General features: G+C 62.6%; 16 protein-coding genes. 8 read left to right on the forward strand and 8 right to left on the reverse strand.

Features of this window, described 5'->3' with window-relative positions:
- Nucleotides 1-84: 84 nt before the first annotated feature.
- Nucleotides 85-2,367: an adenosylcobalamin-dependent ribonucleoside-diphosphate reductase gene (locus AB1E33_RS19000; RefSeq protein ID WP_372578841.1), complete on the reverse strand. Its 2,283-nt coding sequence runs from the start codon at nucleotides 2,365-2,367 to the stop codon at nucleotides 85-87.
- Nucleotides 2,368-2,487: 120 nt separating this feature from the next.
- On the opposite strand from AB1E33_RS19000, the gene AB1E33_RS19005 reads away from it, so the two are divergent.
- Nucleotides 2,488-2,919 (forward strand): DUF1489 family protein, encoded by a 432-nt coding sequence (locus AB1E33_RS19005; RefSeq protein ID WP_372578842.1) that lies wholly within the window; start codon nucleotides 2,488-2,490, stop codon nucleotides 2,917-2,919.
- Between the two features lie 87 nt (nucleotides 2,920-3,006).
- Entirely contained in the window at nucleotides 3,007-3,456 is a 450-nt protein-coding gene (locus tag AB1E33_RS19010; protein ID WP_372578843.1) for a cupin domain-containing protein, read from the forward strand.
- Here the strand turns inward: AB1E33_RS19010 and hisG are convergent.
- The 4 genes from hisG to AB1E33_RS19030 form a co-directional block, all read right to left on the reverse strand.
- On the reverse strand, nucleotides 3,453-4,145 hold the full coding sequence (gene hisG, locus AB1E33_RS19015) for an ATP phosphoribosyltransferase (RefSeq protein WP_372578844.1): 693 nt from the start codon (nucleotides 4,143-4,145) through the stop codon (nucleotides 3,453-3,455). The two genes, AB1E33_RS19010 and hisG, sit on opposite strands and share 4 nt — an antisense overlap.
- On the reverse strand, nucleotides 4,142-5,230 hold the full coding sequence (locus AB1E33_RS19020; RefSeq protein ID WP_372578845.1) for an ATP phosphoribosyltransferase regulatory subunit: 1,089 nt from the start codon (nucleotides 5,228-5,230) through the stop codon (nucleotides 4,142-4,144). The genes hisG and AB1E33_RS19020 overlap by 4 nt, the downstream gene beginning before the upstream one ends.
- On the reverse strand, nucleotides 5,230-6,717 hold the full coding sequence (gene hisS / locus AB1E33_RS19025) for a histidine--tRNA ligase (protein WP_372578846.1): 1,488 nt from the start codon (nucleotides 6,715-6,717) through the stop codon (nucleotides 5,230-5,232). Before hisS ends, AB1E33_RS19020 begins: the two co-directional genes overlap by 1 nt.
- A gap of 103 nt (nucleotides 6,718-6,820) precedes the next feature.
- On the reverse strand, nucleotides 6,821-7,624 hold the full coding sequence (locus tag AB1E33_RS19030; protein ID WP_372578847.1) for a crotonase/enoyl-CoA hydratase family protein: 804 nt from the start codon (nucleotides 7,622-7,624) through the stop codon (nucleotides 6,821-6,823).
- A 93-nt stretch (nucleotides 7,625-7,717) separates the two neighbouring features.
- On the opposite strand from AB1E33_RS19030, the gene AB1E33_RS19035 reads away from it, so the two are divergent.
- Nucleotides 7,718-7,912 carry a SlyX family protein gene (locus AB1E33_RS19035; RefSeq protein ID WP_372578848.1) on the forward strand — a complete coding sequence of 65 codons (195 nt, stop codon included), beginning with the start codon at nucleotides 7,718-7,720 and terminating at the stop codon, nucleotides 7,910-7,912.
- A gap of 74 nt (nucleotides 7,913-7,986) precedes the next feature.
- Nucleotides 7,987-8,655 carry a pyroglutamyl-peptidase I gene (gene pcp, locus AB1E33_RS19040; RefSeq protein WP_372578849.1) on the forward strand — a complete coding sequence of 223 codons (669 nt, stop codon included), beginning with the start codon at nucleotides 7,987-7,989 and terminating at the stop codon, nucleotides 8,653-8,655.
- A 29-nt stretch (nucleotides 8,656-8,684) separates the two neighbouring features.
- Here the strand turns inward: pcp and AB1E33_RS19045 are convergent, their stop codons facing one another.
- The 3 genes from AB1E33_RS19045 to AB1E33_RS19055 all read right to left on the reverse strand — a co-directional run bounded on the left by AB1E33_RS19045 (nucleotide 8,685) and on the right by AB1E33_RS19055 (nucleotide 13,256).
- Nucleotides 8,685-9,305, reverse strand: a complete 621-nt coding sequence (locus AB1E33_RS19045) for a DUF1194 domain-containing protein (RefSeq protein WP_372578850.1) — start codon at nucleotides 9,303-9,305, stop codon at nucleotides 8,685-8,687.
- 172 nt (nucleotides 9,306-9,477) lie between these two features.
- Nucleotides 9,478-12,978 carry a DNA polymerase III subunit alpha gene (gene dnaE / locus AB1E33_RS19050; RefSeq protein WP_372578851.1) on the reverse strand — a complete coding sequence of 1,167 codons (3,501 nt, stop codon included), beginning with the start codon at nucleotides 12,976-12,978 and terminating at the stop codon, nucleotides 9,478-9,480.
- On the reverse strand, nucleotides 12,975-13,256 hold the full coding sequence (locus AB1E33_RS19055) for a hypothetical protein (protein ID WP_372578852.1): 282 nt from the start codon (nucleotides 13,254-13,256) through the stop codon (nucleotides 12,975-12,977). Before AB1E33_RS19055 ends, dnaE begins: the two co-directional genes overlap by 4 nt.
- Before the next feature lie 100 nt (nucleotides 13,257-13,356).
- Here AB1E33_RS19055 and AB1E33_RS19060 point away from each other — a divergent pair, with 100 nt between their 5' ends.
- From AB1E33_RS19060 to AB1E33_RS19075, 4 genes are read left to right on the forward strand one after another with little or no spacing between them, the layout of a single operon-like run.
- The gene (locus AB1E33_RS19060; protein ID WP_372578874.1) at nucleotides 13,357-14,715 is read left to right on the forward strand and encodes a xanthine dehydrogenase small subunit; all 1,359 of its coding nucleotides are present in this window, start codon (nucleotides 13,357-13,359) and stop codon (nucleotides 14,713-14,715) included.
- Nucleotides 14,712-17,123: a xanthine dehydrogenase molybdopterin binding subunit gene (gene xdhB, locus AB1E33_RS19065; RefSeq protein ID WP_372578853.1), complete on the forward strand. Its 2,412-nt coding sequence runs from the start codon at nucleotides 14,712-14,714 to the stop codon at nucleotides 17,121-17,123. Before AB1E33_RS19060 ends, xdhB begins: the two co-directional genes overlap by 4 nt.
- Nucleotides 17,113-18,048 (forward strand): xanthine dehydrogenase accessory protein XdhC, encoded by a 936-nt coding sequence (gene xdhC / locus AB1E33_RS19070; protein ID WP_372578854.1) that lies wholly within the window; start codon nucleotides 17,113-17,115, stop codon nucleotides 18,046-18,048. The genes xdhB and xdhC overlap by 11 nt, the downstream gene beginning before the upstream one ends.
- On the forward strand, nucleotides 18,045-19,562 hold the full coding sequence (locus tag AB1E33_RS19075) for an ABC transporter ATP-binding protein (RefSeq protein WP_372578855.1): 1,518 nt from the start codon (nucleotides 18,045-18,047) through the stop codon (nucleotides 19,560-19,562). Before xdhC ends, AB1E33_RS19075 begins: the two co-directional genes overlap by 4 nt.
- The last annotated feature ends 3 nt before the right edge of the window (nucleotides 19,563-19,565 follow it).

A 19,565-nucleotide genomic window follows, 5' to 3' on the forward strand; every position in this document is an offset into this window, starting at 1 on the left:
GCCCTTGTTTTTGGGCGCCAAAATCGCCGAAATGGGTCTCAATCACCTTGCGCATCAGCAACAATACAATGCCTTTTACACTGGCTAACTACATTTAGAATGACCGCAATTGCGGCAGGTCATGCACCCCTCGACCATCTGCATGTCATACTGACCGCAACTTGGGCACGCCGGACCCCGTGGCGCGTCGGCATTGACGACTTGGGCCTGCGGGTCCGATTTCAAGCCCATGCCTTCGCCCTCAAGAAAGCCGATGGACACCATGTGTCGCTCGATCACGCCGCCAATCGCGGCAAGGATCGACGGGATGTACTTGCCTTGCACCCAGGCCCCGCCACGCGGGTCGAACACTGCTTTCAACTCTTCGACCACAAAGGACACATCGCCGCCACGCCGGAACACCGCCGAGATCATCCGGGTCAGGGCCAGAGTCCAGGCGTAGTGCTCCATGTTCTTGGAGTTGATGAAGACCTCGAAAGGCCGCCGCCGCCCGCCGATGACGATATCGTTGATGGTCAGGTAGATCGCATGCTCGCTATCGGGCCATTTCAGCTTGTAGGTGCTGCCCTCCAGCGCCTGCGGGCGGTCCAGCGGTTCGGACATATAGACCACCTCGCCGCCGTCGATGCTGTGCGGCGATACCGCGTTCTCGCCCGGCGCCGCGTCGGCACTTTCGCTCACTGTCAGAACCGAACCGGTCACGTCATTGGGCCGGTAGGTCGTGCAGCCCTTGCAGCCCTGATCCCAGGCCTGCATGTAGACATCCTTGAAATCCTCAAAACTGATGTCTTCCGGGCAATTGATGGTTTTCGAGATTGAGCTGTCGATCCATTTCTGCGCCGCAGCCTGCATCCTGACATGCGCTGAAGGCGCCAGCGTCTGGGCATTTACGAAATGCTCGGGCAGGTCGGTATCGCCGAATTTGTCGCGCCAGAGCTGGACGGCATAATCGACCACCTCTTCCTCGGTGCGCGAGCCGTCCTTTTGCAGCACCTTGCGCTTATAGGCATACGCAAAGACCGGCTCGATCCCCGAAGACACATTCCCTGCATACAGGCTGATCGTGCCGGTGGGCGCGATCGAGGTCAGCAACGCGTTGCGGATGCCGTGTTCGCGGATCGCATCGCGCACATCCTTGTCCATCGCCATCATCGACCCGCTGGCCAGATACCCATCAGCGTCGAACAAGGGAAAGGCCCCCTTCTCGCGTGCCAAATCCACCGACGCCAGATAGGCGGCGCGGGCGATCGCGTGCAACCAGCGCTCGGTCTGACGCGCCGCCTCATCCGAGCCATAGCGCAGGCCCAGCATCAGCAGTGCGTCGGCAAGCCCGGTCACGCCCAGCCCGATCCGCCGCTTGGCCTGTGCCTCGGCGGCCTGGTCCGGCAGCGGGAATTTCGAGGTATCGACCACGTTGTCCATCATCCGGATCGCGGTCGCCACCAGCTCCTGCAGTGCGGTCTGGTCCAACTCGGCACCCGCCTCGAACGGGTCCGTCACCAGCCGCGCTAGGTTGATCGAGCCCAACAGGCAAGCCCCGTAGGGCGGCAGCGGTTGCTCGCCGCAGGGATTGGTGGCGGCAATGGTTTCCACATAGTTCAGATTGTTGGCCGTGTTGATCCGGTCGATGAAGATCACGCCCGGTTCGGCGTAGTCATAAGTCGACTGCATGATCTTGTTCCACAGGTCACGCGCCTGCACCGTGTGATAAACTCTGCCGTCAAATTGCAGCTCCCACGGGCCGTCCGCCTTGACCGCCTCCATGAAGGCATCCGTCACCAGGACCGAGACATTGAACATCCGCAACCGTGCCGGGTCGGATTTGGCGGTGATGAAATCCTCGATATCGGGGTGATCACAGCGCATCGTCGCCATCATCGCCCCGCGCCGGGATCCCGCGGACATGATCGTCCGGCACATGGCGTCCCACACATCCATGAAGCTGAGCGGACCGGACGCATCCGCCGCCACGCCGGTAACCTCCGCGCCCTTGGGCCGGATGGTCGAGAAATCATAGCCGATGCCGCCGCCCTGCTGCATGGTCAGCGCGGCCTCTTTCAACATGTCGAATATGCCGCCCATGCTGTCGGGGATCGTCCCCATCACGAAACAGTTGAACAGCGTTACCTGCCGCGCGGTGCCGGCACCGGCCGTGATGCGACCGGCGGGCAGGTATTTGAAATCCTCCAGCGCCGCATAGAACCGGTCTTCCCACAAATCGGGGTCTTTCTCGACCTGTGCCAGATCGCGGGCGATGCGCCGCCAGGTGTCCTCGACCGTCTGGTCGATCGGCGTGCCATCCGCCTGTTTGAAGCGGTATTTCATATCCCAGATCTGTTCCGAGATGGGGGCGGCGAAACGGCTCATCGGCTGATTCCTGATACTGGTAGGGCGCTCTAATTTACCCAAATCCCGCGTCCGATGCCACAACAGTTTGAAGTTTCGCTCACAAACACTACAATATAAGCTACTCTTGGGGGCGACTCTGTGGATAAGTATGTGAATCTCATCAAGCTGTCGGTCGGATCGGAAAGCGTCGAAACGCTGGCCGACTGGCAACAGACCCGCGCCGCGCAGTCCGAAGACGGTCTGCCGCGCCATGTCACCCGAATGTGGCCCAAGCGCGAGGTGGAGATCCTCAAGGGCGGCTCGATCTACTGGGTGATCAAGGGGCAGGTTCAATGCCGCCAGCGCATCCTGCGCATGGATGAGGTGATCGGCGCGGACGGTATCCGGCGCTGCGCCATCGTGCTCGACCCGGACCTGCACCGCACCCAAAGCGCCCAGAAACGCCCGTTTCAGGGCTGGCGTTACCTCAAGCCCGAGGATACCCCGCCCGATCTGCCGAAAACCCGGCAATCCGAGGATGCCCTGCCCGATGATCTGAACCGGGCGTTGGCCGAAATCGGCGTGCTCTGACCCGCACAGAACCTGTGCAACCATCCGTGTTTTGTTGACCAGCGCACAACGCTATCCTGCTCCTGTGTCGTCAGAGGGAGCCGCGTCATGACCCATTCCGCCTACTCCGACAGCGAAGTTCTGGAATTCCCCGGTGCCATCATACTTCGCATCCTGCTCAACGGCGATCAGACTGGCGGTGCGCTGGAAGTGTTCGAGGATATCGTGCAGCCTGGTGTTGGTCCGGGTCGCCATATCCACCACCATCAGGATGAGACATTTTTCTTTCTGGACGGTGATTTCGAGGTCGAGATCGCAGGCGAACGCGGCAGGGTTGCGCCGGGCGATGTAGCCTTCATCCCGCGCGGCACCGAGCATGCCTTCAAGAATGTCGGAACCACTCCGGGACGCCTGCGCTACGTGTTCTCACCCGCTTACAGGATGGAGGCGATGTTCCGCGCGCTGCATGCCTCGTTGCAGAACGGCGCGATGGACGCGGATGTCATGGCCCGTATCGCGACGCAGCACGGGCAGGAATTCACCGGCCCGCCGCTCTAAAGCGCGATCCGGTCCAGAAGCTCGTCCAGCGTCTTGCGATCGGCACCCTGGCAAGGGGCCGCGCGGCTGCGCCAGAGCGTGGCCTGTGACCGCAACATCATCCCGTCGCTGAGGGTTTTCAGGTGGTTGGCCCGCAGGGTTTCTCCGGTCGAGGTGATGTCGGCAATCGCCTCGGCAGTCTCGTTCTTGACTGTGCCCTCGGTGGCCCCCTGGCTGTCGACCAGCGTGTAATCGGCCACCCCCGCCTCGGTCAGGAACTCTCGCACCAGACGGTGGTACTTGGTGGCGATGCGCAGGCGATGGCCATGGGTTGCGCGAAAGGTGGCAGCGGCGGCGTCAAGATCGCCCAGCGTGTCCACATCGACCCAGGCACGCGGCACCGCAAGGATCAGATCGGCCTGACCGAATCCCATCGGCGCAATCTGTTCCACCTGCTGTTCCCAGAGAGGCAGTTTCTCATGCACCAGATCGGTACCGGTGACGCCCAGATTGATCCGCCCCGCCGCCAGTTCGCGGGGAATCTCACCGGCGGACAGCAGCATCAGGGACATATTGCCGATCCCGTCCACGCGACCCGCATATTCCCGGTCCGACCCCGTGCGCGACAGTTCGATGCCGCGCTTTGCGAACCAGGCGAAGGCCTTGTCCATCAGGCGGCCCTTGGAAGGGACCCCAAGCTTGAGGCTCATGACAGGCTCTCCTGCAGATCTAGGATCAGGCCAGGGCGCAAGATGCCGCCAACCGCCGGGATCTCTGCTCCGTCGCCCAAATAACGGGTCAGCGCGTCATAGCGCCCGCCAGTGGCCAGCGGCGGCAGATCGGGTCGGCCTTGAACATAAAAGCCAAAGACAAACCCGTCGTAATACTCCATCGAGGTGCGACCGTAGGAGGCTTCGAATTCTAGATGATCCACATCGACGCCACGCGCCGCTAGTGCCGTGATCCGCGCCTCCAGCCGGTCCAGCGCCTGTCCGATCGATGGCAGGTCGACGGCAACATCGCGCAGGTGTTCCAGCGCAAAGGGCAGCGTCTCGCGAATGGCAAGCAAGGTTTCAAGCGCCGATAACTCCGTTTCCGAGATCGGCGGAGCGGCGTGATCCGCACGTAACGCCGCGATCCGCGCTGTGATTTCGGCATGGGTGCGTTTACCGATCAGCGGAGCGTCCAACTCAACCTCGTCGCTGCCCGTCAGCAATTCGGCGCGTGCGCCGCTGACCGGGCGCTGACCGCCGAACCGGTCCAGCAGGGTACGGAACCGGCGTGGCCGCCAGATATGCCGCATCAGTGCATGCTTGCGCCGCTCATCGGTTTTCAACCCCTCTACCGCGGCCATCAGAATGCCGATATCCCCGGTCGACGCCATCACCGGAACATCCGCCAGCGCCTGCGAGATCAGCGCAAACACCTCGGCATCGGCGCTGGCCGGGTCGGTGCGGTCGAACACCTCATAGCCCACCTGAATGAACTCGCTGGGACGGTCGGGGTCGTGTTCCTGCCGCCGGAACACCTCGCCCGAGTATGTGTAGCGGGCCGGTTCCGCGCCATCGGCCATGTGCATCTGAACAACCGGCACCGTGAAATCGGGGCGCAGCATTTGTTCGCCGCGCAACGCGTCCGAAGTCACATAGGCACGCGCGCGAATGTCCTCGCCATAGAGGTCCAGCAAAGCCTCAGCGGGTTGCAGAATTGCTGCTTCGACAACCCGTGCGCCCTCGGCCTCGAACCGGGCACGCAGGTCGGCGGCCCTGAGCAGCGTTTTAGCCCGGTCCGCCATCAGGCTTGCGTCGCCAGCATCGCGCGGACTTGCGCCACCAACTCGGCGCGCGGCGATTCGATCTGCGAGGGGCGTTCCTTCCACTCTTCCAGCGTCGCGCTTTCGGCCAGTTTCGCGCCCAGGATTAGGTCCTTGATCTGCACGATGCCATTTGCCTTTTCGTCACCACCCTCGATGATGGCGATGGGAGCGTTACGCTTGTCGGCATATTTGAGCTGGTTGCCGAAATTCTTCGGATTGCCCAGATAGACCTCGGCCCGGATGCCCGCATTGCGCAGCTCGGCCACCATGGCCTGATAATCGGCCATCCGGTCGCGATCCATCACCGTCACCACAACCGGCCCGTCCGCCTCGGTCGTCAGGCGGCCTTTTTCACGCAGCGCAGCCAGCAACCGGTCAACACCGATCGAGACACCGGTTGCCGGCACTTCCTGCCCGGTGAACCGCTTGACCAGATCGTCATACCGCCCGCCGCCCGCGACCGAGCCAAATTGCCGCTTGCGGCCTTTTTCGTCGAGGATCTCGAAGGTGAGTTCGGCCTCGTAGACCGGCCCGGTGTAATAACCCAGCCCGCGCACGACCGAAGGGTCGATCTCGATGCGGTCCGGCCCGTAGCCGCCCGCCGATAGCAATTCACCGATCTGCTCCAGTTCCGCAATCCCGTCTGCGCCGGTTTTGCTGTCGCCCACCGCTGCGCGCAGATTCGCCAACGTCCCGGCCGCATCCGCTGCTTTCGAGGTCAGGAAGGCGATCACCGGCTCAGCCTGATCCTCGCTCAGGCCCACACCGTCAATGAACGCGCCCGAGACATCCAGCCGCCCTTTGGTCAGCAATTCGCGCACACCCGTTTCGCCCACCTTGTCGAACTTATCGATGGTGCGCAGCACGTTGTCGCGGGCGCTGGCGTCATCGCCCAGCCCCATTGCCTCAAGCACACCGTTCAACACCTTGCGGTTGTTTACCCGCACCAGATAGTCGCCGCGTGGGATGCCGACGGTTTCCAGAGTATCGCTGAGCATGGCGCAGATCTCGGCATCAGCGGCCATCGAAGCCGTGCCCACCGTATCCGCATCACATTGGTAGAACTGGCGATAGCGGCCCGGGCCGGGTTTCTCGTTGCGCCAGACCGGACCCATCGCGTAGCGGCGATAGGGGGTCGGCAGATCGTTGCGGTGCTGCGCATAGACCCGCGCCAGCGGCGCGGTCAGATCATAGCGTAGCGCCATCCAGTCGCCCTGCCCTTTTTCGTCGAATTCCTGCCAGGCAAAGACGCCCTCATTAGGGCGGTCAACGTCGGGCAGGAATTTCCCCAGCGCCTCGACGGTCTCGACCGCGCTCGATTCCAGCGCCTCGAACCCGTAGCGATGATAGACCCCGGCAATGGCGCGCAGCATCTCGGTTCGCTGCGTCACCTCACCTCCGAAATAGTCGCGAAATCCTTTTGGGGTCACGGCCTTGGGGCGGGGCTGTTTCTTGGGCTTTGCCATCGGGGCATCCTTGGGGTGGTGGTTCCGGGCGCGGTCTAGCCGATGCCCCCTGCCGGGGCAAGTCACTGCACGGCCCCACCGCGCGGTCCTCCGGAAGGTCCGCTCAGATATCGGCGAAATCCCCCGACCTTCCCTTGCCCCCGGCAAAGCGCGCGGCACCTTCGCGGCTTTCCGCTTCGAACACGGCGGCAGAGGCCCATTCCCGGCGCAGCGCTTGTGCAAGTTCGGCAGGTGTGGGCCGGGCTGAAAGGTGATCGGCGCGCAGACAGCCTTGCGGAAAGCGGATCAGGTCCCGTGCCAGCGCGATGGCGGTGTCCAACGCCGCTCCCTGCGCGCAGGTATAGTTTGCAAAGCCGTTGGCCTGCGCTTCGTCTGCCTGAACGGGACGACCCGTCAGGATCAGGTCATTGGCCCGGCCCTGCCCGAGTATCGCGGGCAGCCGCACCGTTCCGCCATCCAGCAGCGGCACCCCCCAGCGGCGGCAGAAGACGCCCGTCACTGCGCCCTGTGCCATCACCCGCATGTCGCACCACGCGGCCAGTTCCATGCCGCCCGCGACGGCGGGACCTTCGATGGCAGCGATCACCGGCTTACTCAGCATCAACCGGGTCGGCCCCATCGGGCCGGGGCAGGGTTGCGCCATCGGGTCGGTCCAGCCTTGCGAAATGTCGAGGCTTTTGATCCATTCATCCGCCGCCCCAGATCCGGCGGCTTTCAGGTCGAACCCGGCGCAGAAATATCCGCCCGACCCGGTCAGGATCGCCACCAACTGGCTGGCATCCGCCTCAAACGCCAGAAATGCCTGATAAAGCGCCTGCGCCGTTTCCGGGTCCACCGCGTTGCGCGCCTGGGCCCGGTCGATTGTGATGGTCGTGATTGCCGCGTTGCAGTCGATGATGACGCTCATGCTGATCCTCCCTGTCCGCGCGCTCCGGCCATGTGGCTCTGGCAAGTGCGGTAATGCCTCTGTATCACGATGGAAACGCCAAGGAGCCCGCCCATGCAACATCTTGAAGAACAGATCGCCCATCTGACCAAGACCGTCGACGAGATGAGCGCGATCGTGGCGCGCCAGCAGACCGAGATCGACCGGCTGACCCACCGGGTCCAGATGCTGATGGAACGCGAGGCGGGTCGCGAACAGGATGCCAGCGGCGGCGTAGTGATCGGAGACGAGCGGCCGCCGCATTACTGACGGCCCAGGGCTTCCCATAGGGCCTCGTCGCCACCTATGGTCAGGAAACCACCGCATCACTCGGAGGCTGAGCCATGCCAACCCTGTTATTGACCGGATTTGAGGCCTTCGGTACCACTCCGGTCAATCCCGCCGAGCAAGTGGCGCGCCACCTCGATGGTGAAACAGTGGCCGGTCTGACGATCTTGTCGCGGATCATCCCCAACAGCTTTTTCGAATGTATCGACGTTGTGAAAGACGCAATTGCAGAGCTGCGCCCCGAAGCGGTTGTCATGATGGGGGAATTCGGCGGGCGGGCGATGGTCACCGTTGAACGCATCGCGCAGAACCTCAATGACGGCGCCCGCTATGGGTTGCGTGACAATGCAGGTAAGCTGTTGCAGGACGTGATGACGGTGCCGGACGGGCCGGTGGCCTATCGCGCGACCTTGCCGATCCGCGCCATGGTGCACAACATGCGCGCCGCCGGGATACCGTCGGATATCTCGGACGCGCCGGGCACCTTCTGCTGCAACCACCTGATGTATGGCATCCTGCATCACCTGGCTGAATCCGGATCCGAGATCCGCGCCGGTTGGGTTCACCTGCCGCACCTGCCCGAAGTGGCCGCTCTGGTGCAGAACCTCGGCGTGCCCAGCATGTCGATCGACACCGCAGCCGTCGCGCTGCGCGCGGGCATTGAGGCGATCGCCGATCACCCCACGGACACAGATGAGGTTTCGCCTTCACGGCTACAGAATTGATTTTCAGGTAACGTGGTTGGGATTGCGCCTTATCGCCGGGCGAATTGCGGCGCCGGGATTTCCTTCAGCAGTTTGCGCTTCATGGCCTGTTCGTAATCCTCGAAGCCCAACGCAACCTCAACAAACGCGCCGGGGCCGCGAATGACCTTTTCCAGATAATAGTCGATGACACTTGCATCACCGGTGTCGATCACCAACCCGTTGACCGTGATACCCGCCGACGGAAAGTGCCGATAGGCGCTTTCGGGGGGATATCCGTGATTGTTTGCACCATCCCCCGAAATATCCAGTACCAGACGCGCACAGGCCGAAACCTTGCTGAGTTTCGTGGTGCCAAAGCCAATCGCTGCCCCCAGCGCGGTGGGGTAGTCGTCATTCACACGGCTATGTCCAAGCAGACGCGCCGCGAAGCCCGCCAGTTCCGCCTCGCTTGCGATCGCGCTCCACGGGGCGATGGTGGCTTGCTGGGTCTCGCCGCTCCATTCGTAGGCCATCAGCATCACAGTGCCCCGGTGGGCAAGGATCAGGGCGCGGATCTCTTCATCCTGCAGCGCTGCGGCAAGACCCACCCGCTGCTGCTCATACTCGATCTCATCAACACTGGTTGAAATATCGAGCGCAAACGCCAAAGCGAGAGAGCACTCAGGCATCGAACCACCCTGAGCCTTTGCGCCCCCCGACAGTATCGAGAGCATAGTGGCCAATAACGCGATTGAGCTCCTCAAAATCCGGCTCCTGCAGCGGGGCATCCGCAGAACTCAGCCTAGCATCGCGCGACCGGAAAGTCGATTTGCGCCCCGCCCGGAAAGAGACACAGGATGGTCAGAGCTCTTCGACCGACAGGACCCCTTCCAGCGATTTGATGGCGCCCTTGATCTGCGGATTGATAGGAAAATCCCGACCAAGGTCCATTTCAACGTCGCCCGGCAGGCCTGATGCGATCAGGCAAAGCTGAATCGGGCCCTTGCCTGCATTGCGCGCCGCCTCGGCGGCACCTTCGAGCACCTTGGCGACGGTCGGTATCGCCTCGGCCGCGTCAACAAAAACCCGCAGGCCCGTAGCCCCCGCATCCGCCACAGTGGCATCAATCGGCCCCACCGACCGCGCCAGCAGCTTGAGTTGATCCGCCTCCATCGTGGCCTCGGCAGTCAATACGACATGGGCACCGGTTTCGAGGAATTCGCGGCTTTTCTCGAGCGTTTCCGAAAACAGCGTGATCTCATAGGCCCCTGTCGTGTCCGAGAGCTGCGCAAAGGCAAAGCGATTGCCGCGCGCCGATTTGCGTTCCTGCTGACCGGCGACAACTCCCGCCATCTTGGCGATGAACGGACCGCCACGAGCTTTTTCGGTCACCTGATCCAGAGTCAGCACTTGCTTACGCTTGAGGGCGGGCATGTAGTCGTCCAGCGGGTGGCCGGACAGATAAAACCCGATCGCCTTGAATTCCTCGCTCAGCCGTTCGGCGGGCAGCCAGTCGGGCGTGGGAGCAAGGCGCGGCTCAGGCAGATCATCGCCCGCCTCACCGAACAGCGACACCTGATTGGAGTTCTTCTGCTCGTGAATCGCCGCTGAATATCCCATCAGCGGTTCCAGACTATCAAAAACCCGGCGGCGGTTCGGGTCAAGCTGATCGAACGCCCCGGCCCGCGCCAGCATTTCAAGCGGGCGCTTGCCGACTTTTTTCAGATCGACCCGGCGGGCAACGTCGAAAAGGTTGACGAAAGGCTTATCCGCGCGACCTTCGACCACAAGCGTCATCGCCTCGATACCGACATTCTTAAGCGCGCCCAGCGCATAGACCAGTTCACCCTCCTCCACGTCAAAGTTTGCCTGTGAGCGGTTCACGCAGGGTGGCACGTAGGGCAGGCCCAGCCCCTTGCGGACCTCTTCGAAATACACCGCCAGCTTGTCGGTCAGGTGGATATCGCAATTCATGACACCGGCCATGAACTCGACCGGGTGGTTCGCTTTCAACCAGCCGGTTTGATAGCTGACCACCGCATAAGCGGCGGCGTGGGATTTGTTGAAGCCGTAATTGGCGAATTTCTCAAGCAGGTCGAACACCTCAGAGGCCTTCTTGGCATCGACCCCGTTCTCGCCTGCGCCTTTCTCGAATTTCGGGCGTTCGGCATCCATCGCCTCTTTGATCTTCTTGCCCATCGCGCGGCGCAGCAGATCGGCGCCGCCGAGGCTGTAGCCCGCCATCACCTGCGCGATCTGCATCACCTGTTCCTGATAGACGATGATGCCCTGCGTTTCCTGCAGGATATGGTCGATCAACGGGTGTACGGATTCGATTTTGCGCTGGCCATTCTTGACCTCGCAATAGGTCGGGATGTTCTCCATCGGGCCGGGACGATAGAGCGCCACCAGCGCCACGATATCCTCGATACAGGTGGGTTTCATGCGCTTGAGCGCATCCATCATGCCCGAGCTTTCCACCTGGAACACTGCGACCGTTTTGGCAGCGGAATAGAGCTCATAGGTCGGCGCATCATCCAGCGGGATCGCGTTGATCTCGTTCACAGCGCCTTCGGGCGGATTATAAAGTGGGGTGCCGTCGGGCGCCACATGCAAGTCGCGGCCCGATTTGCGGATCAGATCGACGGCGTTCTGGATCACAGTCAGGGTTTTGAGACCCAGAAAGTCGAACTTGACCAGACCGGCCTGCTCGACCCATTTCATGTTGAACTGGGTCGCGGGCATGTCCGAGCGCGGGTCCTGATAGAGCGGAACCAGCGCATCCAGCGGACGGTCGCCAATCACCACACCCGCCGCATGGGTCGAGGCATTGCGCAGCAGTCCCTCGACCTGCTGGCCATAGGTCAGCAACCGGTCGACCACCTCTTCGTTGCGCGCCTCTTCGCGCAGGCGCGGCTCGTCCTTGAGGGCCTTTTCGATGCTGACCGGTTTGACGCCCTCAACCGGGATCATCTTGGACAGGCGGTCCACCTGCCCATAGGGCATCTGCAGCACCCGCCCGATGTCGCGGACAGCGGCCTTGGACAGAAGCGCACCAAAGGTGATGATCTGGCCAACCTTGTCGCGGCCATATTTCTCCTGCACATATTGAATCACCTCTTCGCGGCGATCCATGCAGAAATCGATGTCGAAATCCGGCATCGAGACCCGTTCGGGGTTCAGGAACCTCTCGAACAGCAGGCTGTAGCGCAGCGGATCAAGGTCTGTGATCGTCAGCGCATAAGCCACCAGCGACCCCGCTCCCGAGCCCCGCCCCGGCCCCACCGGAATACCCTGATCCTTGCCCCATTTGATGAAGTCGGCAACGATCAGAAAATAGCCGGGAAAGCCCATGCCTTCGATGATGCCCAGCTCGAAATCCAGACGTTCCTGATACTCCTCGACGCTGACCGCATGCGGTATCACGGCAAGGCGCTGCTTCAACCCTTCATTGGCTTGCCGACGCAATTCCTCGATCTCGTCATCGGCGAATTTTGGAAGGATCGGATCGCGTCGGTAGGCCATGAAAGCGCAGCGTTTCGCGATCTCGACCGTGTTCTCGATGGCCTCTGGCAGATCAGCGAACAGCGTCGCCATCTCCTGAGGCGATTTGAAGTAGTGCTGCGCAGTCAGGCGACGGCGGTCTTCCTGCTGGTCTACATACGATCCCTCGGCGATACAGATCAGCGCGTCATGAGCCTCGTACATCCCGGACTCGGGGAAATAGACGTCATTGGTGGCCACCAGCGGCAGGTTCTTGGTATAGGCCATTTCCACATGCCCGCGCTCGGTCATGCGCTCTGCCTCGGGCGCGCCGCCATCACCGGGGTGACGCTGCAACTCGACATAGAGGCGATCGCCAAACATAACCATCAGACGGTCCAGCAGTGTTTCGGCCGCCGGACGCTGGCTGGCCTGCAACAACCGCCCCACCGGGCCGTTCGGACCACCGGTCAGGCAGATCAACCCGCCGGAATGAGCCTGCAACTCGTCCAATGTCACCTGTGGCAACTGCCCGCCCTTGTCGACGTAAAGGCAAGAGTTCAGCTTCATCAGGTTCTCATAGCCCGCCTCTGACTGCGCCAGCAGAACCATCGGCGCGGGCGGTTTCGGCTTTTCGCCGGGCTGCGCCTGCACATATGTCAGATCTACTTGGCAGCCGATGATTGGCTGAATACCCGCCCCGCTGGCGGTGACGGAGAACTCCAGCGCCGAGAACAGGTTGTTGGTGTCGGTCACCGCAACAGCGGGCATCTGGTACGTTTCGCACAGGCCCGGCAGCTTCTTGAGGCGGATCGCACCTTCAAGGAGGGAGTATTCGGTATGGACGCGGAGATGGATGAATCGGGGATCGCTGCTCATGTCGCGAAGCTATCGCAGCCGCCGGGCCGTTGAAAGCGCTCAAGCCGGATCCCTGCGAAACTGCCGAATAATTGCGCAGGATTGTTCGGATTTTCTTGAAGCTGTCTTTCGGGCCTCTCGGCGCCAGTTTTACCCAAGCGCATGATTTCAATAGCTTCCTTGGCATTTCCGCTGCACAATGACATGTGGATCAGCCACAAAATGTTGCACCGCAGAAGGAGTTTTTCTTGCCAGAGCGAGCGCCCGGTTCCTAACCTTCCAGACAGAACCAAGAGCATCCGCCTCTTCACGCACGCATAATACGCCCGCCAGAGTTTCTACGTCGCATCGAGACCTGGCACAGATGGGATCACGGGGTAAAGCGACAGGCTTCAAATGATGACTATCTCGTTTCTTCTGAACGGAGAGACTATCGAGATCGGGGGGGGATCGCCCACCACGACCCTGCTGGATTGGCTGCGCGAAGAGCGCGGCCTGACCGGCACCAAAGAGGGCTGCAACGAAGGCGATTGCGGGGCCTGTACGGTGATGGTCAGCGATGCGGAGGGGGCCAGGGCTCTGAATGCCTGCATCCTGTTTTTGCCGCAACTGCACGGCAAGGCAGTACGGACGGTCGAAGGCGTGTCCGGACCGCAGGGCGAAATGCACCCGGTGCAGCAGGCAATGGTCGAGTATCACGGCTCGCAATGCGGCTTCTGCACACCGGGCTTCGTGATGTCGATGGTGGCCAGCCATTGCAGCGGTGCAACGGATCACGACACGCAACTGGCAGGCAATCTTTGCCGCTGCACCGGCTACGCCCCGATCATCCGTGCGGCTGAGGCGGTCGAGGGACAACCGGTGCCGATCTGGGTTCAGGATACCGCGCCGGGCGGCGCGCCTGATCCAATGCTGCCGCGCTCATCAAATGAGTTGGCGCGCGCCTATGCGGCCCAGCCAGAAGCTACTCTGGTGGCCGGGGCGACGGATGTGGGGCTTTGGGTGACCAAACAGCTGCGCGATCTCGATCCGGTGATCTTCCTCAACGGCTGCGATGATCTGAAAGAGATCACCATCGACGACAACAGCATCCGGTTTGGCGCCATGGTCGACATGAACAGGATGGGCGAGGCACTCGCGCCATTGCATCCCTCTTATGCCGAGATGATCCGCCGCTATGCCAGTGTGCAGATCCGCCATGCGGCGACCGTGGGCGGCAACATCGCCAATGGCTCCCCCATTGGGGACAACCCGCCCGCCCTGATCGCACTGGATGCTACGCTGCATCTGCGCCGGGGCGAGGCGCGCCGCGCGCTGCCGCTGGAGGACTTCTTTCTCGATTATGGCAAGCAGGACCTTGCAGCCGGTGAATTTGTCGAGGCGGTGAGTTTCCCGCGCCAGCCTGACCGCCTGAAATGCTACAAGCTGAGCAAACGCTTCGATCAGGATATCTCGGCCGTTTGCGGTTGTTTCAACATCATCGTTCAGGACAGTGTCGTCACCGACGCGCGGATTGCTTTTGGCGGCATGGCCGGGATACCGAAACGCGCGACAACGGTCGAGGCGGCGCTGCTGAAACAGCCTTGGACGATTGAGACGATCACGGCGGCCCAATCCGGTTTTGATGCCGACTTCACCCCGCTCAGCGACATGCGCGCCTCGGCCGAGTACCGGTTAGAGACGGCACGCGCGATGCTGGAGCGCTATTTCGCGGAAAGCCAGGGCGCGGCTGGCAACGTGCTGGAGGTGACCGCATGAGCATCGCGAAACCCCTGCCCCATGACACCGCCCCGCTGCACGTATCGGGCGAGGCGCGCTATATCGACGATATCCCGACACCCAAAGGCACTCTGCATCTGGCCTTTGGCCTCAGCGAAATTGCCAAGGGGCGCATCCGGTCGATGAACCTGGACGCGGTGCGCGCCGCACCCGGCGTGGTCGCCGTGCTGATCGCCGCAGATTTACCATTTGAAAACGATGTTTCGCCATCCATCCATGACGAGCCCTTGCTGGCAGAGGATATGGTCAATTACATCGGTCAACCCGTCTATGTGGTCGCCGCGACGTCTCATCTGGCGGCGCGCAAGGCAGCGCGGCTGGTCAAGATCGAGTACGAAGAACTGTCCCCCATCCTGACTATCGAAGAGGCGCTGGAGGCAGACAGCCGGTTCGAGGAAGGCCCCCGAATCTATCGCAAGGGCGATGCCGAGGGTGCGATCGCGGCTTCGCCTCATGTGATCGAAGGCACGTTCGAACTGGGCGGGCAAGAGCATTTCTATCTCGAAAGTCAGGCCGCCCTGACCCTGCCGCAGGAGGGCGGCGACATGATGGTCTATTCCTCGACCCAGCATCCGACCGAGATACAGCACAAGGTCGCCGATGCGCTGGGCGTGCCGATGCATGCCGTCCGGGTCGAGGCGCGGCGCATGGGTGGCGGCTTTGGTGGCAAGGAAAGCCAGGGCAATGCGCTGGCCGTGGCCTGTGCGGTGGTGTCGCGGGCGACGGGCCGTGCCTGCAAAATGCGCTATGACCGCGATGATGATATGACCATCACCGGCAAGCGGCACGCGTTCCGCATCAGCTATCGCGCGGGTTTCGACTCAGACGGGCATATTCAGGGCGTTTCGTTCCTGCATCACGCGATCTGCGGCTGGGCACAGGACCTGTCGCTGCCGGTGGCCGACCGCGCCATGCTGCATTCCGACAATGCCTATCTGCTGCCTAATGCCCTGATCGAGAGCCACCGGCTCAAGACCAACACTCAGTCCGCCACCGCCTATCGCGGTTTTGGTGGGCCGCAGGGCGTGGTGGGGATCGAGAGGGTAATGGATCACGCCGCGCATGTGCTGGGCATCGACCCGGTCGAACTGCGTCAGCGCAACTACTATGAACCGGCGCATGCCGTGCAGCCCGCGCAGCCGAAATCTGCGGAGCCGCTCGGTCATGCCGACCCGCATGAGGACCTGACCAGCCGCGGCGCGGTGGAACAGACCACCCGCGCGCGTCCGGTCCGGCCCGTGCCCTCGGGGGGCAACACCACGCCTTATGGCATGGAGGTCACGGATTTCGAGCTGCACGGGATGACCGACGCGCTGCTGGCCTCAAGCGATTATGCGGCGCGCAGGCTGGCCATCGACACATGGAACAAAGAAAATCCGATCATCAAGAAGGGACTCGGGTTCTCGCCGGTGAAATTCGGCATCTCGTTCACGCTGACCCATCTCAACCAGGCGGGTGCGCTGGTGCATGTCTACCAGGACGGCTCGGTGCATCTGAACCATGGTGGCACCGAAATGGGGCAAGGGCTGTTCCAGAAGGTGGCACAGGTGGCGGCGGCGCGCTTCGGCATCCCGCCGGAGATGATCAAGATCACAGCAACCGACACCGCCAAAGTGCCCAACACTTCGGCCACCGCCGCATCGTCGGGCAGCGACCTGAACGGCATGGCGGTCAAGGCCGCCTGCGACACGATCCGCGACCGGATGGCGGCGTATCTGGCCGAGCACCATCAGGCCGAGGTCAGCACGGTGCGCTTCGTTGACGGTCAGGTAGAGGTGGGCGAAGCCCGCTACAGCTTTGCCCAGGCTGCGGCGCTGAGCTATCAAGGTCGCGTCAGCCTGTCTGCCACCGGGTTCTACAAGACACCCAGAATCGAATGGGACCGGATCAAGGGCCGCGGGCGGCCCTTCTTCTACTTTGCCCATGGCGCGGCGCTGACCGAAGTGGCTGTGGACACGCTGACCGGCGAAAACCGCATTCTGCGCGCCGATCTACTGCATGACGCGGGCGCATCGCTGAACCCGGCGCTGGACATTGGCCAGGTCGAGGGCGGTTATGTACAGGGCGCGGGCTGGCTGACCACCGAGGAATTGGTCTGGGACGACAAAGGCGCGCTGCGCACCCATGCACCCTCGACCTACAAGATCCCGGCCTGTTCGGACCGGCCCGATATCTTCAACGTGACGCTGTGGGATGGCGAGAACCGCGAGGACACGATCTATCGCTCCAAGGCGGTGGGCGAGCCGCCCTTCATGCTGGGCATCTCGGCCTGGCTGGCGCTGTCGGACGCGGTCGCGGCCTGCGGCTCGACCTATCCGGCGCTGAACGCACCCGCCACTGCCGAGGAAATCTGGCGCGGGGTCAGGAGAGTGCGCAATGGGGTTTGAGCTGGAAACCCTGCGCGCAGCGGTTGCCGAATATGGCCGCGTGGTGCGCGTGGTGATCGCGTCGATCAGGGGCTCGTCCCCGCGCGAAGTGGGCACGGCCATGCTGGTCTGGGAGGGCGGCCAATCCGGTACGATCGGCGGTGGGACGCTGGAATTTCAGGCGGCCCAGGCCGCGCGGCAGCAGACCCAGCCGCGCCTATTGAGCCAACACGCGCTGGGTCCGGATCTGGGCCAGTGCTGCGGCGGGGCGGTCAACTTGCTGAGTGAGGTCTATGACGCCAGCGCCTTGAACGAATTGACCGGGGATGTGATCGTACGCCCGGTTGAGGCAACCGAGATGCCCCTCTCGGTAAAGCGGCTGCTGGCGGCACGGCGCGGCCAGGGCCTCGCACCCGAACCGCAACTGATCGACGGCTGGATGATCGAACCGATCCACAATCCCGCACGCGCGCTCTGGATCTGGGGCGCGGGCCATGTGGGCCGGGCGTTAGTCGATGTGCTAGCCCCGCTGCCCGATCTGGCAATCACTTGGGTGGATACCGGGGCAGAGCGGTTTCCCGAATCCGTGCCCGACGGTGTGACTGTGGTTCCGGCGGCAAAGCCCGCCGATCTTGTGTCTTATGCGCCAACAACGGCCGAGCATCTGGTGCTCACCTATTCGCATGTGCTTGATCTGGACCTGTGTGACCAGCTGCTGCGGCATGAGTTCGCCTTTGCCGGGCTGATTGGGTCGGCCACCAAGTGGGCGCGGTTCCGGTCCCGGCTAAGCGTTCTGGGCCATGCGCCCGAACGGATCGCGCGCATCACCTGCCCGATCGGAGACCCCGCACTGGGCAAACACCCTCAATTGATCGCCGTAGGCGTTGCGGCGCAGTTGCTGCGGCCACATAAAGCCCTTGAAAACAAAAAGGATCTGAGCGCGTGACCACCCCACTTCTCAGTCTGCAGGGCCTGACCAAGGCCTATCCCGGCGTTGTCGCCAATGACACCGTTTCCTTCGACATCGGCGAGGGCGAGGTGCACGCGCTGCTGGGGGAAAACGGCGCGGGCAAGTCGACGCTGGTCAAGATGATATATGGTCTGGTGAAACCCGATAACGGCTCGATGCTCCTGCGCGGTCAGCCCTTTGCCCCAGCCGAGCCGCGCGCGGCGCGCGCCGACGGGATTGCCATGGTGTTCCAGCACTTTTCCCTGTTCGATGCGCTGGATGTGGCAGAAAACGTCGCCTTGGGCATGGAGGACCCGCCCGCGATGAACGAACTGGCCTCGCGCATCCGCGACGTGTCCGAGACCTATGGCCTGCCCTTGGACCCATACCGGCGGGTTGGGGACCTGTCCGCCGGGGAACGCCAGCGCGTCGAGATCATACGCTGCCTGCTGCAGGACCCCAAGCTGCTGATCATGGATGAACCGACCAGCGTTCTGACCCCGCAGGAGGTCGATATCCTGTTCCAGACGCTGCAGAAACTACGCTCCGAAGGCACTTCGATCCTCTATATCTCGCACAAACTGGAAGAAATCCGCACGCTTTGCGATCACGCAACCATCCTGCGGCTGGGCAAGAACGTGGGCGAATGCATTCCCGCTGAAACCTCGGCGCGGCAGATGGCCGAACTTATGGTGGGCGACACACTGCAGACGCCCGAGCGTGGCGGACGCGAGTTCGGCGCGGTTGCGCTGGATATTTCCGGTCTGTCGGTGCCCTCGCCCTCGGAGTTCGGGACCGCGCTTAAGAACCTGCACCTGACCGTCCGCAAGGGCGAGGTGCTGGGCATTGGCGGCGTTGCGGGCAACGGCCAGGACGAGTTGCTGGGCGTGCTTTCGGGCGAGATCGCGACCGATCGGGACGCGGTAAAGCTGGCCGGCCAGCCCATCGGGAAAGAGGGTCCGACGGCGCGGCGGCGCATGGGCCTGCTGACCGCCCCGGAGGAACGTCTGGGCCACGCTGCCGCTCCCGATATGAGCCTGACGGAAAACGCGCTGCTCACCGGCTCGGTCCGTGAAGGGCTTGAAAACCGCGGCTTTCTGAAATGGGCGGAGACCCAGAGCTTTGCCAAAAAGATCATCAAGGCCTTCGACGTGCGCACGCCGGGGCCAGAGAATGCGGCGAGGTCGCTGTCGGGGGGCAATCTGCAGAAATTCGTCATTGGCCGCGAGGTGTTGCAAGACCCCGATGTGCTGGTTGTGAATCAGCCAACCTGGGGTGTCGATGCCGCCGCTGCGGCGGCGATCCGGCAGGCCATTCTGGATCTGGCGGCAGGCGGCGCTGCCGTGGTCTGCATCAGTCAGGACCTTGATGAGCTGATGGAAATTTCGGACAGCTTCGCCGCGCTGAACGAAGGCCGCCTGAGCGCGCCGCGCCCGACCACGGAGTTGAGCGTGGACGAAATCGGCCTGATGATGGGCGGCTCACATGGGATCGAGGTGGCGCATGTCTGAAAC

The sequence above is a fragment of the Ruegeria hyattellae genome, from assembly GCF_041537925.1.
GTDB lineage: Bacteria > Pseudomonadota > Alphaproteobacteria > Rhodobacterales > Rhodobacteraceae > Ruegeria_C.